Origin of the sequence: Corynebacterium callunae (genome assembly GCF_046592015.1) — a bacterium.
In the GTDB taxonomy this organism is placed as follows: domain Bacteria; phylum Actinomycetota; class Actinomycetes; order Mycobacteriales; family Mycobacteriaceae; genus Corynebacterium; species Corynebacterium callunae_A.
Map to the genome: position 1 here is coordinate 16,206 of NZ_JAWVOB010000003.1, position 16,606 is coordinate 32,811.

The following is a 16,606-nucleotide window of genomic DNA, read 5'->3' on the forward strand; positions in this document are numbered from 1 at the left end:
CATAATTAAGCTACTTGTTGGTTTCCTACAGATCGAACAGGACGAGCATGATCCTGCTCAAACTGAACAGGAGGGATAAACCCGAGCGCGGAATGCCTGCGCTGACGGTTATAAAACACCTCAATCCATCGAGCGACCTCACGCCGAGCCTCATCACGAGTAGCCCACCGCCCCCGGTCATAAAACTCATTCTTTAACGTCGACCAAAAAGACTTAAACCATCGAATTATCAAAACATACCCCAGTCCGGCCCATCGACTGAGCAATCATTCCTGACGCACCCGATACAACTGATCCGATGTGAACTGCGTGCCCCGATCAGCGTGAAAAACCACACCATCAGGCACACCACGCCGCAACGTATGAGCCATCCGCAACGCACGCTCAACAAGCCGTGTCGTTTGAGTATCATCCATACCCCATCCCAACACACGCCGTGGACAACCATCACGGACCACACATGGATACAGCCAGCCCTGATTCGTTTTCAAATACGTAATATCGGAAATCCACACTCGATTAAGCTCACCGGTATCAAAATCACGTTTCACCCGGTCAGGGATATTATGAGACAAGGTTCCAGGAATCGTTGTGACCGGCACCCAGGAACTGAGGTGAGATCCCTTCAATACCGTGCCGGCGCATTGATTTCGCTACTGTTTTTCGATCCACGTCAATTCCTTCATCGTGTAATTCAGCGGTGATACGTGGCGCACCATAGGTTTTATGGGACTTAGTCCAGTTGTTCATGTTGAACACCCTTGCCTATCGGGGCGTGTCGCCCGACTAGATTGGGTGTCCACTTTTCAAGGGGAACCTCACCTAGCAGTGCTCCTTTCGGGCGTTCTTATTTCTCCAATGAGTGCTGGTGTGGCTCATGCAGAGTTAATCTTTGGTTCTAGCTCTTTTGAAAGCAGCAGCCGCTCTGAAAATAGAGATAAGAGGGCTGTTGAATTTGAGAACGGATTGGAAGAGTTCTTCAGTGCAACAGGCCGCACCAAAACCGACAACGCTGAAACCATTGCAAATGATTACTACCAGCGCGCTGTCAGTGGCGAGCTGGTTTTCTTTGAGGACGTTTTCTTTACCAATTACATCGAATCAGAACGGCTCTATGTTGTGGCCAATTCACTGCCAGCAGAGATGATCGATATTGAAATCGCCATCATCAAACAAAACACATCGTTCCTGAATCCTGATGATGAAAAAGACACAGGGGAAATCGGCGTGCGCGTAGATTTTCAAAACGGCCGCTACTACTCAGTTCAGGTTTACGTCGGCTGATCCATTTGGAGGCGTCCACAGAAGACGCCTCCGAAAACCTGTTAGTCAAAAGATCACTAACCTGAACTTCATGACTGATTACACTTTCCTCGAAGATATTGACACCCCGGAAGCGCTTGCGTGGGCGAAGCAGTGGTCGGGGGAAAGCGTCGAAAAGCTAAAAAGTCCTGCTAAGGACGCACTCGAAGCAAGGCTGCTGGCAGCGTTAGACACCGATGACCGCATTGCGTACGTGAGCAGGCGCGGGGAGAAACTGTATAACTTTTGGCGGGATGCGCAGCATCCGCGTGGAGTGTGGCGCACGACCACGTTGGAGTCGTACGAAAGTGAGCAGCCCGAGTGGGAGGTGCTCATTGATGTGGATGCGTTGGCGGAGACTGAGGGCGAAAACTGGGTGTGGAAGGGCGCGGTGGTGCGTTCGCCGGAGCGGGATTTAGCGCTGGTTAAGCTGTCCCGGGGTGGTGCGGATGCCACGGTAATTAGGGAGTTTGATCTAGTTTCGCGCACCTTTGTGGAATCTGAGCCATTTGAATTACCTGAGGCGAAATCGAGCGTCACGTGGATTGATGCGGATACCTTGTTGGTGGGCACTGATACCGGCGAAGGCTCATTGACGGACTCGGGCTACCCGGCGCGCGCTGTGAAGTGGAAGCGTGGTACCGCGATTGAGCAGGCGGAAGTATTTTTCGAGGGTTCTGCACAAGATGTTGCAACTCATGCGTGGCGGGATTCTACCCCTGGGTTTGAGCGGATTTTCGCCTCGAGGTCGGTGGATTTTTATAACTCGCAGACGTATTTGGAGACAGCAGATGGTTTGGTGCTGTTGGATGTGCCAACTGATTGCGATGTGATTGTGAAGAATCAGTGGCTGTTTATTAATCCGCGCACTGATTATGCAGGTATCCCGGCTGGTGGTTTAGGTGTTCTGGAGTTGGATGCGTTCTTGGACGGTGCGCGGGATTTCGCTGCGGTGTTCACGCCTTCTGCTTCTACCTCTTTGCAGGGTTTAGCCACCACGAAGAATTTTTTGGTGCTTACCTTATTAAATAATGTTTCCACTGACATCATCACGGTGCCGCTGGCTGATCCGATTGCGGAACCGACTCGCATGGAGCTTCCCAATCATGCCACCGCGCATGTGGTTGCTACCTCCCCCTTGGATGGCGATGAAATTTGGGTGCAGGCGGCTAGTTTCACGCAGGCGCCATCGCTGCTGCGTGCTGAGTTGCCGGGTTCGCTTGAGGCTGTAAAGCATGCTCCGTTGCAGTTTGATAATGCTGGGCAGGAGACTCGTCAGCATTGGGCGACCTCCGCGGATGGGACGAAGATTCCATACTTCATCACGGGCAATTTCTCCGACAGTCCACGCAAAACATTGGTCCACGCCTATGGCGGTTTCGAGGTCTCACTTACGCCCAGTCACTCCCCTACCCGCGGCATCGCCTGGTTGGAAAAGAGCTACTACTTCGTGGAAGCAAACTTAAGAGGTGGTGGCGAGTTCGGACCGCAGTGGCATTCCCAGGCCACCAAGCTCAACCGCCGCAAGGTGTGGGAAGACCACCATGCAGTGCTTTTGGATCTAGTAGAACGCGGCTATGCCCAGCCCGAGCAGATCGCTATCCGCGGCGGGTCCAATGGCGGTTTGCTGACAAGTGGTGCACTAACCCAGTACCCAGAAGCCTTCGGAGCAGCCGTGGTGCAGGTGCCATTGACGGACATGCTGCGCTATCACACCTGGTCAGCGGGTGCTTCATGGATGGCGGAATATGGCAATCCTGAAGACCCGGAGGAAAGGGCCGTGCTGGAGAGTTATTCTCCACTACATAACGTCGAAAAGCGCCCTTATCCCCCGGCCTTGGTGACCACCTCAACCCGTGATGACCGCGTCCACCCCGCGCATGCGCGGCTATTTGCGCAGGCCTTGCGCGATGCCGGGCAGCACGTGGACTACTACGAAAACACCGAGGGCGGGCACGCCGGTGCGACCAATAATAAGCAAGTGGCATTTATGGAGGCACTGATTTATACCTGGATAGACGCTGCACTTGAAGCAGAAGGTAACATTTAATTTCTATGATGAAGAGAAGGCTGCGCAGCACTCCGGTCCCAGGAACTCGCGATTCCTATACGGGCATTGATTTTAACCTCGGCTATCACATCCGCAGGTACGAGCTCGATCTCACTTACCGAGTAGCCCCCAACCTGCTCATGGGCACCGCGACCTTGCATATGGATAATTACCATGCGCTCGATTCGCTCACCCTCGATCTGGCCAATAGCCTGCGCGTGGAAAAAATCTCCGCTATCGGCACCGCCGGCACTCGCGTGGAGGTCGCCCGCTTCCGCCACGCCAACCGCAAATTGCGCATCACCTTCCGCAATGAAATCCCTGTCGACCAAGAATTCTCCCTGGTCATCCGCTATCGCGGCAACCCACGCCCGGTCCGCAGCACATGGGGCATGATCGGCTGGGAGGAACTCAGCAACGGCTCCCTCGTCGCCTCCCAGCCGTGCGGGGCGCCCAGCTGGTTGCCCTGCGACGACACCCCAGACGAGAAGGCGCTTTTCGACGTAAAAATCGCGGTGGATAATGGCTATAGCGCGATCTCCACTGGTGAATTGGTAGGCCGTCATGTCAGCGGCAGCATGACTACCTGGCATTATCGCACCCGCGAGGCGATGGCCACCTATCTTGCCGCCATTCACGTGGGCGATTATGAAGAGGTTTCGCTTGGGCGCGCGGCTTCGGGGGTTCCGGTGCTGGCCTATATTCCTAAGGGTAATGCTGCTTTGAAGGCGCGGATCCTGCATGATTTTTCCAAGCAGGTAGCCATGGTTGATGCCTATGAGGAGCTTTTTGGCCCTTATCCCTTCAGCAGCTACCGCGTGGTGATTACCGAGGATGACCTCGAGATTCCACTGGAAGCCCATGGACTTTCCAGCTTTGGCGCTAACCACGCCACCGGCAAAGACACCTGGGAACGCCTTATCGCCCACGAGCTTTCCCACCAGTGGTTTGGCAATTCCCTTGGCCTAGCGCAGTGGAATGACATTTGGCTCAATGAGGGTTTTGCCTGCTACGCCGAATGGTTGTGGTTTGAAAAGGCTGGGGTGAAGCCTGCTGCTGAAAGCGCTTTGGAGTTTTATGAGGGGTTGGCTAAGTTGCCGGAGGACCTGCTGCTTGCCGATCCCGGCCCCGCCGACATGTTTGATGACCGCGTGTACAAGCGTGGCGCCCTCACTGTCCATGCACTGCGCGTTTTGCTTGGCGATTCCGCCTTCTTCTCCGCAGTTCGCGCCTACGTGGCCGAGGGCCGACACGGTCTGGTGGAGCCCCGCGATCTAAAGCGTCACCTGTATATGGTGTCCACTGATCACGCTGCGCTTGATGCCTTGTGGAACTCCTGGCTGCGCGAACTTCCCCTGCCTGAGTTCCCTGAAGTATGAGATATCTAACGCTGGCCACCATCATCGCCGGACTCTCTGGCTTTGTAGTGATCATCATCGCAGCCTGGGCCCTTGGCGATTCCGGCCAGCTCTCCGAAGAATTCACCGCCTACTGGGGCCTCTTCTTCGCAGGTACCGGCGTCTTGACTGGCCTTACCCAAGAAACCACTCGCGCGGTTACTGCTGGTCGTTCTGGGGGTTCGGGGGGTGGTTTCCGGCCTTTTAGGTTCGCCTTTATTGTGGGCGCAGTGGTGCTGGTTCTACTTGGTGTGAGCGCACCGTTTTGGATCGGCCAGCTGCTAAGTTCCCAACAGGGCATCGGCGTTGGACTGCTTGCTTTAGGCCTGGCCAGCTACGCCATCCAAGCCACCATCTCCGGAATCTTGTCCGGCTGCCAGCTCTGGAAAGAATATGCAGCGCTAATTTCCTTAGATACCGGCGTGCGCATGGTGCTGGCTGTAGGTGCTTGGCTACTGGGCTACCAACTCCTGGCGTTCTTGGTGATCACCGTGGTGGGATCTATATCCTGGCTGGTCATCGTCCTGTGCTTTGGTTCCGTACGCTCTGTGCTGGGTTCAGTTGCCGATGTTTCCGCGCAGGTATTTGTGCGACAGGCACTCTTAGCGATGGCCGCATCTGGTGCCACCGCCATCCTCATCACTGGCTTCCCCACCCTGCTGAAATTTGCTAATCCCACCAGCGTGGCCGGCGGCGTATCCATGGCAGCTGTCTCCTATGCAGTTATCCTGACCCGCGCTCCTCTGCTGGTTCCCCTCCAGCAATTCCAGTCCGCCATCATCGTGCGTTTTGTCTCCGGCAAGCTTGGGCCACTGAAAGCACTTGCCGGTCCGCTGGCCGTTGTCTGGGGAATTGGTCTGGTTGGAGCGGGCTTGGCCTGGGCAATTGGCCCCTGGCTTTTGGAAGTTGTGCTGCGTAAAGATCTCTTCACCGTGCCTGGTTGGCTGTTGGCACTGCTTACCCTCGGTGCGACGACCACCGCATCACTCATGGTTACCGGCTGTGCCGCCATTGCTTTTGAGAAACACGCGATTTACCTCGCAGGCTGGGTGGTTGCGACAATCGTAGCCGTGGGATTCCTCCTCGGCCCCTTCTCCCTCGGACTAGCCGCTGCACTCGCGCTCATTTGCGGACCACTGTGTGGGCTGGTTGTGCATTTGGGAGTGCTGTTTTCTCGCGGGGTGCGGGATACTGCTCCTGCGAAGTGACTGGATGGGTTTACTTAAGGCTTGCTGTACCTCTGGCTCTGCAGGATTCTGCACAACCGGCGATGTAGTGGCATTTTGTGTACGATCTGGTAGATTTTCGGTCTGAAATTTAGCAGGATCGTACACAAATCGCTCATATTTACGCATCTGCGAAGCATTCTGCAGGCTCAGTCTTGGAGCCTTTTTAATCACTGTGCAGGACTCCGCAAAATGACCTTCCCTGAGGCGATTTTCGCGATATTCTGCACAGTCGCAGTTACCGGTTCCAATAGCCCTGGACCTGGAGCTGCTTTGGATTCACGCCGGCAGCCAAAAACTCCTGGCGCAGCTCAGATACCCAACGACTTTCGCCGGCGCACCAGATATAGGTATCCGGGGTGAGGTGAGATTTGAGATTTTCCACGGTGTGAGAGGTGAAGGGTTCATAGGTTCCCAAGGTCTCGGCGTCGCGGGGATCCTTTAAGTGGAGGAAAACGTCGGCGTTTTTGCGTCGAAAAGCGCTTAAGATGCCCCGCATGGCGGGAATCGCGGTTTCATCGCCGATGAGGACTGCGCGGCGGGCGGGGCCGGGGCGCCACTGAACGCCGTGGAGGCCGGGGTTGTGGCGGGCGTCGGGCGCGGAAATAGCCGCGGGAGTACCGATCTTCGCGGTGCGGGCCCAGTTTCCGGCGCTGAAAATGGGGGTTTCGGCGTGGAGGAAGAAATCGATATCCACTTCTGCAATAGTGGGACGAGACTCGGCAATTGTATAAGTGCGCAGGTGAGGGCGAATTTCTGGAGGAAGTTCACGCCAGCGCAGGCGCCACTGCTCCTCTGAGATGAGTGGTTCGGCGAGACTTTCGGGGAGGTGTGGCGTGCGTGGGAAGAGGATTTTGATGCGCTGATCCAGGCCACGATCGATAAGGAACTTCAGCTGCGGGGAGGCGAAGGTGATTCGCATAAAACCCGGGGACACCCGTTGTACTCTTGCCACATGGACGGGGAAGAGCACATTGGGTGACTTATTGAAAGTGGACAATTAGCTGAGGATTTCTTCGAGGTCGTCGAGGATTTCATTGCCGCCGAGGACGCCGATTCCGATCATCCAGGTTTCATCTTCAAACTCGTAGGTCTTGTTCTGCTGGACTGCGGGGGAATCTCCCCATAGCGCGGAGACCTGCGGATACGTGGTGGCTGCGGGGTCGCCACCGGGGATCGTGTAGAAGATGAGGTCGCCATCAATCTGGCTGAAGTTCTCCGTGCTGAGTTCCATCATGGAGTACTCATTCCATTGCTTTTCGCCCAGGTCATAGCCTACTTCCTCGAGGATGGAACCGGAGAAAGTTTCAGGGCCGTAGAGGCGGAAATTATCGGGACGGAAGCGCACCATGGATACAGTCTGGCCTTCTGCGCCGATTTCCTCGCCCACCTCATCCGCGCGGGTGCTGAGATCATTGATGAGGGTTGTCATCTCTGCGCTGCGGTTAACGGCTGCCGCGGTAATTTCTGCCTGCTCATGCCAGTTGGTGCCGGAGCCTTCGGACATGACCGTTGGTGCAATGGCGGAAAGCTGCTCGTAGATGCCCTCGTGTCGGACCTTTGCGCCGATGATCAGGTCAGGGTCAAGTGCTGCGATTTTCTCGAGGTTTGGCTCAGCAGTTAGGCCTACAGATTCAGTGTCCTGGAGCTGATCTGCGAGGTAGGTGGGGAAGCCGTTTTCTGCGCCGGATTCTGTGGCGCCGACTGGGGTGATTCCCAACGCGAGGAGAGCGTCGAGGTGTGGAGAGTCAATAACTACTACGCGTTCAACTGGGCCATCGATGACGGTGGTGCCCATTGCGTGTTCCACGGTGTACTCGGCGACTGCTGCGACCTCAGTCGAACCGGCGGTCTCGGAGGAACCGGTGGTCTCAGTAGAGCCGGTGCAGGCACTGAGAGCTAGCACCAGGCCAATACACGCTGGTACGAGGGCTTTTTTGAGAGAGCTGTGCTGTTTAATGCCCTTAATTTGGGGCAAGTGGCGAAAATTCATTCCCTCAAACTACTTTATACAAGAAAGTAAGGCAAGGGTTACTTAAGTTAAATTCCGACCTAGAAAAGTCACTAAAGTTCTTCCTCGTCATCCCCAGTAGGGGGTGGAGACTTTATATCTTTATGGAGATTCTCAAAATAAATCGGATCTCGCTTGTTCTCGGGGAACCTATTCACACATTGTCTAATACCGTCTACATGTTCACTCAAGCTCCTTGCAATATCGGCCCACATAGGGCCCAAAATAAAATCAATGCCTTCCCGGCGAGCATGTTTAGCAGCGGGAACGAAGTCGCTATCCCCGGTAATCATCACTATTTGATTGACAGTTTTACGTTCAGCCAAAGATGCGATATCCAGCCCGATTCGCATATCAACACCTTTTTGAGTGATATCAAGAGCAAAATCGCCCTCCGTTAAGTCTTTCAAGCTTTAGGGTTCCGTTTAGGAGTTTTTCAGAGGCTTCTGCCTAAGCGAATACCCCTGCTGAGTTTCCAGCTCCTCACCCCTGCGCAACGCAACCTTCCTCTTATGTGTAAGTGCCTCGAAAAAATCATGAGTCCATTGAAATTGCTCCGACTTCCCCAGATTTACCTGGGTACGAGTTAGAGGATGAAAAATTACTTTTTCGGAAGGTGGGCAATCATAGTAAAAGATGCGATACAAGCTGCTGTGTGATTTACGGATATGCCGACGGGCATATTCCTGTAATTCATTTGCTCGATCTTCTGGACTTTTATCCCCAAAGAGGGAATAAGCCCTACGTCGGTAAAACCCACCATCGATAAGAATTGCCGTTACTACTGGCCTTAATTGCGGTTGACGATAAGCCTCATTACCGCGCGTTTTTTGGGACATTTTTGTCCCCCACGTTAAAACCCCTTGTCATCGGCAACTCTCCTGATAATAGAGGATCAACGGCAAGGGGTGATTTAATAAATTTTAGCCCCAATGTTTTCAAAATTCAATCCCATTTGCTACTAGAACTTTAGCTCAAGAGTAGAAATTCAGCTACAGCTTCCACTCCCCATATCTCTAAAACATCCATTTCCACCGCAGCCCAACCCCCTCATAAAATGCCTGCCCCAAGTAGTATTACGAACATGACTTCTTTGCTTGTGACCGGAGGTGCCGGCTTCATCGGCGCCAACTTCGTCCGCCAAACTGTTGAGCAACACCCTGAATACACCCAGATCACGGTGCTCGATAAGCTCACCTACGCCGGAAACGCTGACAACCTCAAAGGCCTCCCCGACAGCAAAGTAACCCTCATCGAAGGCGACATCTGCGACGCCGAACTAGTAGACACCCTGGTCAAAGACCACGACATCACCGTCCACTTCGCCGCAGAATCCCACAACGATAACTCGCTAAAAGACCCCTCCCCCTTTATCCACACCAACCTCATCGGCACATATACCCTGCTAGAAGCCGTACGCAAGCACAACAAACGCTTCCACCACATCTCCACCGACGAAGTCTTCGGCGATCTCGAACTAGATGATCCCAACCGCTTCACCGAAACCACCGCCTACAAGCCCTCCTCCCCATATTCCGCCACCAAGGCAGGATCAGACCACCTGGTTCACGCCTGGATCCGCTCCTTCGGCATCCAAGCAACCATGTCCAACTGCTCCAATAACTACGGCCCCTACCAGCACATTGAGAAGTTCATCCCCCGCCAGATCACCAATATCCTGGCCGGACTTACTCCAAAGCTCTACGGCACCGGCGAGCAAGTCCGCGACTGGATCCACGTCGATGACCACAACGACGCCGTGCACCTGATCCTGTCCAAAGGCAAGATCGGCGAAACCTACATCATCGGCGCCGACAACGATCACGTCAACAACAAGCAGGTCATCGAGCTTATCTGCGAACTCATGGGCCTCGATAAGAATGCCTACGAACACGTCGCTGATCGCCCCGGCCACGATATGCGCTACGCCATGGACTCCACCAAACTCCGCACCGAACTCGGCTGGGTACCCAAATACACTGACACCGATTCCGGTATGCACAAAGGCCTCGAGCAAACCATCAACTGGTACCGCGCCAACGAAGCCTGGTGGCGCCCCGCCAAGGACAATGTCGAAGCTACCTACGCTAAGCAGGGACAATAATGGAATACGGCAAACAACTGACCTCCCACACCACTGATATCGACGGCCTGATCATCTTTGATCTACCCGTCCACGGCGACAACCGTGGCTGGTTCAAAGAAAACTGGCAACGCACCAAGATGGTCGAACTCGGCCTGCCTGATTTTGGCCCCGTCCAAAACAACATGAGCTTCAACGCCCTCAAAGGTGTCACCCGCGGCATGCACGCCGAACCTTGGGATAAGTTCGTCTCCGTCGCCGTCGGTTCTGTCTTCGGCGCCTGGGTTGACCTGCGCGAAGGCTCCGCCACCTACGGCAAAACCGTCACCGTCACCATCGGCCCCGACACCGCCGTCTACGTCCCACGCGGCATCGCCAACGGCTTCCAAGCCCTCGAGGACGGCACCCTCTACACCTACCTCGTCAACGATCACTGGTCCCCGGACGCTGAATACAGCTTCGTCAACCTCAACATGATCGACTGGCCACTTGAACCAACTGAAATTTCCGACAAAGACGCTAACCACCCTGCGCTTATCGACGCCACCCCTGTCCCGCCACGCAAGGTACTCGTTGTGGGTGCAGGCGGTCAGTTGGGAACCGCGCTGCGCGCGGTTTTCCCCGATGCTGAGTTCTTAAGCCGCGCTAATTTAGATATCACCGCGGATCTGCGCGTCGCAAAGCAATGGAAACAATATTCCACCATCATCAACGCTGCCGCCTATACGGCCGTTGACCGCGCCGAAAACGATCGCGCCGCGGCGTGGGCGATCAATGCCACCGCCGTTGCGAACTTGGCGACAATCGCGCGCGAGAACAACCTCACTTTGGTGCATGTGTCCTCGGATTATGTCTTTGACGGTGCGGCCGAATCCTACGACGAAAACGCACCATTTTCCCCGCTGGGTGTTTATGGACAATCCAAAGCAGCCGGCGATATCGCAGCGGCCACCGCCCCACGGCATTATATTGTGCGCACCAGCTGGGTCATTGGCGATGGCAATAACTTTGTCCGCACTATGAAGTCCCTGGATGAGCGTGGCATTGCCCCATCGGTTGTGGATGACCAGATCGGCAGGCTTTCCTTTACTGAGGACATCGCCACCGGCATTGCACACCTGCTTGAGGTTGGTGCAGAATTTGGCACCTACAACCTCACCAACTCTGGCGAGCCCGCAAGCTGGGCAGATATCGCACGCTTGGTTTTTGGCGATCCTTCCAAGGTGACCGGTGTTTCCACCGCTGAGTACTTTGCCGACAAGGATGCAGCGCCACGCCCGCTGAACTCTGTGCTGGAGCTGAGCAAAATTGAAGCCACTGGTTTTAGTGCGCCCACCTGGCAGGCTCGCCTCAACGATTACCTCAAGGAGCTGTAAATGAAAGGCATCATCCTCGCAGGTGGTTCCGGCACCCGGCTGTACCCGATCACCAAGGGTATTTCCAAGCAGCTAATGCCCATTTATGACAAACCCATGGTCTACTATCCGCTGACCACGCTTATTCAGGCGGGCATTAGAGAAATCCTCATTATCACCACCCCAGAGGACCGCGATTCCTTCGAGCGTCTGCTGGGCGACGGCTCCGCCTGGGGAATTTCCCTTAGCTACGCTGTGCAGCCTTCCCCCGATGGACTGGCCCAGGCCTTCATTATCGGCGAGGAATTCATTGGCTCTGATGACGTGGCCTTGGTACTTGGCGATAACATCTTCGACGGCTCCCAACTGGGACGCTCCTTGAAGCAATGCTCCGATCCCCGCGGCGGCATTGTGTTTGCCTATGAGGTATCCGATCCGGAGCGTTATGGCGTGGTGGAATTCGACGCTAATAATCGCGCGGTATCGATTGAGGAAAAGCCCGCTGATCCAAAATCCAACTTTGCCGTGGTTGGTTTGTACTTCTACGACAACCGCGTGGTGGAGATCGCGAAGTCCATTAAGCCTTCTGCGCGTGGCGAGCTGGAAATCACCTCCGTTAATGACGCATATCTGCAACAGGGTGCGCTCACCGTGCAACGACTCGACCGTGGCGATGTTTGGCTAGATACCGGCACCATCGATTCCATGTCCGAGGCTTCCTCTTATGTTGAGGTTTTGCAAAAGCGCACCGGCAATATTATCGGCTCCCCCGAGGTCGCTGCTTTCCGCGAGGGTTTCATTACTGCTGAGGAATTGACTGCTCTTGGCAAGGAGCTGAAGAAGTCCGGCTATGGCAACTATTTGCTGCGGGCGGCTGGGGAATAGGGCGCTTTTAGGTTTTTGGGCGTTTTTTGGGGTGGGATTCCCGGGTGGTTTCCCAGGGCTGGGAAGCTTTCCCCTTCAAGTTTTGCGCCGATTTAAGGTCTTGAGATTTTCCAAATGGACTTCCACTTAGGGAGTCCATTTTTATTGCCTTAAATCGGCTTCTAGAGAGGGTAATTTTGGCTGGTTTTGGCAATTTTATTCACAAAGTGTTCCTGAGCGTACAAAAACCGCTATAAGAACATATGTTTTGTAGCCGCAGGCACATTTCAAGGCCTATTTTTGTGCCAGATTCTACAAAATACACTCGACCCCGGCCATTTTGTAGCTTCTGGCACACCCCACCCCTTCAACAGGGTGGGTCGGGGCAAATCCTACCCTTCACACCCCATTAACTCACCCCCACCAGAAAACTATCAAATTATAGAAATTGACACACCGGCCACCGGGGACTTAAATTTCTTTCTATCACTCTATAGAAAGAAATTTAGAGCCAGGGTGACTTCACACAAGGAGAGCTACAATGTCAGTTCAAAGCCAAGCTATCAACTCAGTTGCACTGAGTGACACAATTAGCACCACCGAGATCAGCAAGAAGGATCTCAAAAATGCAGTGCGCGCAAGTTTTATTGGCACATTCGTTGAGTGGTTTGATTACGCCGCTTATATGTATATGGCTTCTGTCATTGCAACCGTCTTTTTCCCCGAGTTAACCGGACGAGCTGCACTAGTAAATACTTTTGCACTATTTGCACTCTCCTTCTTGATCCGCCCAATCGGCGCCATCGCCTGGGGTCACATCGGAGACCGCCTAGGCCGTACAAAGAGCCTTTCAGCCTCCATTCTTTTTATGAGCCTTGCAACTTTCTGCATTGCACTGCTTCCCGGATACAGCACAATCGGCGTCGCCGCCCCAATCTTGTTGCTGATCTTGCGCCTAATCCAAGGCTTTAGTGCCTCTGGCGAATACGCTGCAGCTTCTACTTACATTTCGGAATCTGCTCCCAAAAATCGCCGTGGCCTCTTTGCTTCAGTTGTTCCCGCAGCAACCGCTTGTGGACTCCTCCTCGGTTCCCTTTTTGCAGCTCTCCTTACTTCCCTCCTTGACGATGCTTCCCTCGCTTCCTGGGGTTGGCGTCTACCATTCCTTTTGGCCGCCCCATTAGGAATTGTTGGTTTGATCATTCGTCGCATGGCACCTGAGACCCACGTCGCCGATGCAGAATCCGCAAAGAAGCTTCCTATTCTCGAGGTTTTCAAGTACCCACGCGCACTTCTTATTGCATTCTCCGGAGCAATCCTCAACGCCATCGGTTTCTACATGGTCTTGGCATACCTACCTACTTACCTCTCCGAAGAACTCGGCATGAGCTCTAGCAGCGCTTTTATCGCTACCACCATCTCCTCCGCAGTTTATGCAGTCCTCGTCGTCGCAACCGGCGCACTTTCTGACCGCCTCGGCCGCCGCACCACAATGCTTATTGCCGCAGCCTTGTTCGCAGTGCTCACCATCCCTGCTTTCCTCGCGCTTGACGGCGCGAGCTTTGCGGGAGTCATTCTGATCCAGGTCGGCATGGGTGCCTGTCTTGCGCTTAACGACGGAGTCCTCCCGTCCTTCATCTCAGAACAGTTCCCTGCAGATGTCCGTTTGACCGGCTTTGCACTTACCTTCAACTGCGCCAACGCATTCTTCGGTGGCACTGCAGCAATGATCGCAACCTGGATGATCGGCGCCAGCGGCAACCTCATTGCACCGGCATACTACATGGTCGCAGCCGCAATCATTACCGCAATCGGCGTTGCTTTCGCAGCAAAGTCCAAGTAGAAAGTTCACCCAATGGTATTCGCAGCCAATATGACATGGGAGCAATACGCTGCCAAAACTGACGGAGTAGCAATCATCCCCGCGGGGTCTTGTGAACAACACGGCCCACACCTGCCACTTTCCACAGATTCCATTATCGCTACCGAAATCTCCCGCATAGTGGCCGAGCGTATCGACGGCATCGTGCTCCCCACCCTCAATTATGGATATCGATCATCTCCTTTTAGTGGTGGCGGCCCCCTCTTCCCCGGCACGGTAGATCTTTCCCTCAACACCATGGTGGAATTGGCAAGCAATCTGCTAGATGAGCTCCTTGGCGATGGTTTCCGCAAGATCTTGTTCCTCAGTGCCCATTTTGAAAACCAGGCCCCCATCCTCGAGGCAATGCACCTGGCCCAACGTCGACATGGCACCGACAATCAAATCATCCTCACCAATTGGTGGGATCCACTCAAAGAATCGGTTATGGATGAAGTCTTCTCCGACATCTCCTTCCCTGGCTGGGACCTCGAACACGCAGCAGTTACCGAAACCTCCCTGCTCATGCACTTAGCACCAGAATTAGTTCATACGGATAAATTCCCAGCTAAGGAACCCTTCGCAGTGGCTCCTTATCTCCGCCTTCCACTACAAACCAGTGACATCCCCAGCCACGGAGCCTTAGCCGATGCAGTGGGTGCCACCGCAGAAAAGGGCAAAATTATCGCCGATGCAGCAGGCAACTCCATCGCCGGAATTTGCGCCTATGAATTTGGGGCAATCCTCCCAACCAAATAAGCCCATTTAAGGCCTTGAGATTTTCCAAATGGACTTCCACTTAGGGAGTCCATTTTTATTGCCTTAAATCTGCTTCTAGAGAGGGTAATTTTGGCTGGCTTTGGCAATTTTATTCACAAAGTGTTCCTGAGCGCAAAAAAACCGCAATAAGAACATATGTTTTGTAGCCTCAGGCACATTTCAAGGTCTATTTTTGTGCCAGATTCTACAAAATGCACTCAACCCCGGCCATCTTGTAGCTTCTGGCACACCTCGCCCACCCCCCCTAAACGCCAGCCCAACACCAAGCCCATACAAACACCAAAACTTCCCAAAACAACCCCACAATAAACCAAAACGACAATTCCCCCACAAAATATACACCCAATGCAAAACCTCATAAACTGCACAAACACCTTCACCACTGCCCCGAATACATGCCCAGAGAGTAGAATTACCCAGGTGAGCATTCAAGTAAAAGCACTCCAAAAGACCGGACCCGAAGCACCATTCGAGGTTAAGCTAATTGAGCGTCGCGACCCCCGCGAAGATGACATTGTCATCGATATTAAAGCTGCTGGCATCTGCCACAGTGACATCCACACCATTCGTAACGAGTGGGGTCCTGCCCACTTCCCACTGTCTGTTGGCCATGAAATTGCAGGCGTTGTTTCTGCAGTTGGCTCCGGAGTAACCAAGTGGAAGGTCGGCGACCGCGTTGGCGTCGGCTGCCTGGTGAATTCCTGTGGCGAATGCGAACAGTGTCTCGCCGGATTTGAAAACCACTGTCTCAAGGGCGCCGTTGGGACCTACAACTCTGAAGATGTAGACGGCACCATTACCCAGGGCGGATACTCCGAAAAGGTAGTAGTGAATGAGCGTTTCGTTTGCTCTATCCCTGATGAACTTGAATTTGATGTCGCAGCACCGCTTCTTTGTGCTGGCATCACCACTTACTCCCCTATCGCTCGCTGGAACGTTAAGGAAGGCGACAAGGTTGCAGTTATGGGCCTTGGCGGACTTGGCCATATGGGCGTTCAGATCGCCGCAGCTAAGGGTGCCGACGTAACCGTCTTGTCCCGTTCCCTCCGCAAGGCTGAGCTCGCAAAGTCCCTCGGCGCATCTCGTACCCTCGCAACTTCCGACGAGAGCTTCTTCCAAGATCACCTCGGCGAGTTCGACTTCATCCTTAACACCATCAGCGCATCGATCCCCGTCGATAAGTACCTGCGTCTGCTCAAGCCAAATGGAGTGATGGCAGTTGTCGGCCTCCCACCAGAGGCTCAGTCCGTTGGCTTCGGCTCCCTCATTATGGGCAGCAAGGTCCTGACCGGCTCCAACATCGGCGGCATTGCCGAGACCCAGGAAATGCTCAACTTCTGCGCTGAGCACGGACTCGGAGCCCTCATCGAAAAGATCGGTGTCGACGAAGTCGATGCCGCTTATGAGCGCGTCGTCGCTGGCGACGTCCAGTTCCGCTTTGTTATCGACACCGAGACCTTCACCGAGACCGAGGCAGTCTAATTCTCCAAAGCCCGACTAAGAAATCTTTCTTAGTCGGGCTTTTCCATACAAAACCGCGCTTTTCGACGGAAAACTGATACTTTAGGCACACTTCGCCGACCGCAAAAGGTTTTCAAAATGAGCTAAAATCGAGTTCGAATCTTTTAACTCCTCAGCTCAAGTAGTATTCTCCCCGCCCACGCGGGGATGGTCCCA

The 16,606-nt window shown here is 54.1% G+C and carries 13 protein-coding genes and 1 pseudogene; 10 read left to right on the top strand and 4 right to left on the bottom strand.

Annotated elements, in window-relative coordinates:
* Window positions 1–5: 5 nt before the first annotated feature.
* Window positions 6–765: pseudogene (locus SFC07_RS04550) on the bottom strand (IS3 family transposase); the annotation flags it as partial.
* 30 nt (window positions 766–795) lie between these two features.
* Between SFC07_RS04550 and SFC07_RS04555 the strand changes: the two are divergent.
* From SFC07_RS04555 to SFC07_RS04570, 4 genes are all read left to right on the top strand, one after another.
* Window positions 796–1,284 carry a hypothetical protein gene (locus tag SFC07_RS04555; protein ID WP_411207053.1) on the top strand — a complete coding sequence of 163 codons (489 nt, stop codon included), beginning with the start codon at window positions 796–798 and terminating at the stop codon, window positions 1,282–1,284.
* 70 nt (window positions 1,285–1,354) lie between these two features.
* Complete coding sequence (locus SFC07_RS04560) at window positions 1,355–3,352, top strand: prolyl oligopeptidase family serine peptidase (protein ID WP_411207054.1); 1,998 nt, start codon at window positions 1,355–1,357, stop codon at window positions 3,350–3,352.
* Window positions 3,353–3,357: 5 nt separating this feature from the next.
* On the top strand, window positions 3,358–4,731 hold the full coding sequence (locus SFC07_RS04565) for a M1 family metallopeptidase (protein ID WP_411207055.1): 1,374 nt from the start codon (window positions 3,358–3,360) through the stop codon (window positions 4,729–4,731).
* The gene (locus SFC07_RS04570) at window positions 4,728–5,957 is read left to right on the top strand and encodes a hypothetical protein (protein ID WP_411207056.1); all 1,230 of its coding nucleotides are present in this window, start codon (window positions 4,728–4,730) and stop codon (window positions 5,955–5,957) included. Before SFC07_RS04565 ends, SFC07_RS04570 begins: the two co-directional genes overlap by 4 nt.
* A 256-nt stretch (window positions 5,958–6,213) precedes the next feature.
* Here the strand turns inward: SFC07_RS04570 and SFC07_RS04575 are convergent, their stop codons facing one another.
* The 3 genes from SFC07_RS04575 to SFC07_RS04585 form a co-directional block, all read right to left on the bottom strand.
* Window positions 6,214–6,948 (bottom strand): siderophore-interacting protein, encoded by a 735-nt coding sequence (locus tag SFC07_RS04575; protein WP_411207267.1) that lies wholly within the window; start codon window positions 6,946–6,948, stop codon window positions 6,214–6,216.
* Between the two features lie 27 nt (window positions 6,949–6,975).
* A complete protein-coding gene (locus SFC07_RS04580; RefSeq protein ID WP_411207057.1) occupies window positions 6,976–7,968 on the bottom strand; it encodes an ABC transporter substrate-binding protein in 993 nt (330 codons plus the stop codon).
* 71 nt (window positions 7,969–8,039) lie between these two features.
* A complete protein-coding gene (locus tag SFC07_RS04585) occupies window positions 8,040–8,396 on the bottom strand; it encodes an NYN domain-containing protein (protein ID WP_411207058.1) in 357 nt (118 codons plus the stop codon).
* Window positions 8,397–9,070: 674 nt separating this feature from the next.
* Here SFC07_RS04585 and rfbB point away from each other — a divergent pair.
* The 6 genes from rfbB to SFC07_RS04615 all read left to right on the top strand — a co-directional run bounded on the left by rfbB (window position 9,071) and on the right by SFC07_RS04615 (window position 16,411).
* Window positions 9,071–10,090 (top strand): dTDP-glucose 4,6-dehydratase, encoded by a 1,020-nt coding sequence (gene rfbB, locus SFC07_RS04590; RefSeq protein ID WP_411207059.1) that lies wholly within the window; start codon window positions 9,071–9,073, stop codon window positions 10,088–10,090.
* Window positions 10,090–11,445, top strand: coding sequence for a sugar nucleotide-binding protein (locus SFC07_RS04595; RefSeq protein WP_411207060.1), 1,356 nt, complete (start codon window positions 10,090–10,092; stop codon window positions 11,443–11,445). Before rfbB ends, SFC07_RS04595 begins: the two co-directional genes overlap by 1 nt.
* Window positions 11,446–12,309: a glucose-1-phosphate thymidylyltransferase RfbA gene (gene rfbA, locus SFC07_RS04600; protein ID WP_411207061.1), complete on the top strand. Its 864-nt coding sequence runs from the start codon at window positions 11,446–11,448 to the stop codon at window positions 12,307–12,309.
* 520 nt (window positions 12,310–12,829) lie between these two features.
* Complete coding sequence (locus SFC07_RS04605) at window positions 12,830–14,131, top strand: MFS transporter (protein WP_411207062.1); 1,302 nt, start codon at window positions 12,830–12,832, stop codon at window positions 14,129–14,131.
* 12 nt (window positions 14,132–14,143) lie between these two features.
* Entirely contained in the window at window positions 14,144–14,908 is a 765-nt protein-coding gene (locus SFC07_RS04610) for a creatininase (RefSeq protein WP_411207063.1), read from the top strand.
* Window positions 14,909–15,349: 441 nt separating this feature from the next.
* Window positions 15,350–16,411 (top strand): NAD(P)-dependent alcohol dehydrogenase, encoded by a 1,062-nt coding sequence (locus tag SFC07_RS04615; protein ID WP_411207064.1) that lies wholly within the window; start codon window positions 15,350–15,352, stop codon window positions 16,409–16,411.
* Window positions 16,412–16,606: the final 195 nt, after the last annotated feature.

What these genes read in the sequence shown, in the direction of transcription:
- SFC07_RS04560 (WP_411207054.1), top strand. Translation starts at nt 1,355, where the DNA reads ATGACTGATTACACTTTCCTCGAAGATATTGACACCCCGGAAGCGCTT.
- SFC07_RS04565 (WP_411207055.1), top strand. Translation starts at nt 3,358, where the DNA reads ATGATGAAGAGAAGGCTGCGCAGCACTCCGGTCCCAGGAACTCGCGAT.
- SFC07_RS04570 (WP_411207056.1), top strand. Translation starts at nt 4,728, where the DNA reads ATGAGATATCTAACGCTGGCCACCATCATCGCCGGACTCTCTGGCTTT.
- SFC07_RS04580 (WP_411207057.1), bottom strand. Translation starts at nt 7,968, where the DNA reads ATGAATTTTCGCCACTTGCCCCAAATTAAGGGCATTAAACAGCACAGC.
- rfbB (WP_411207059.1), top strand. Translation starts at nt 9,071, where the DNA reads ATGACTTCTTTGCTTGTGACCGGAGGTGCCGGCTTCATCGGCGCCAAC.
- SFC07_RS04595 (WP_411207060.1), top strand. Translation starts at nt 10,090, where the DNA reads ATGGAATACGGCAAACAACTGACCTCCCACACCACTGATATCGACGGC.
- rfbA (WP_411207061.1), top strand. Translation starts at nt 11,446, where the DNA reads ATGAAAGGCATCATCCTCGCAGGTGGTTCCGGCACCCGGCTGTACCCG.
- SFC07_RS04605 (WP_411207062.1), top strand. Translation starts at nt 12,830, where the DNA reads ATGTCAGTTCAAAGCCAAGCTATCAACTCAGTTGCACTGAGTGACACA.
- SFC07_RS04610 (WP_411207063.1), top strand. Translation starts at nt 14,144, where the DNA reads ATGGTATTCGCAGCCAATATGACATGGGAGCAATACGCTGCCAAAACT.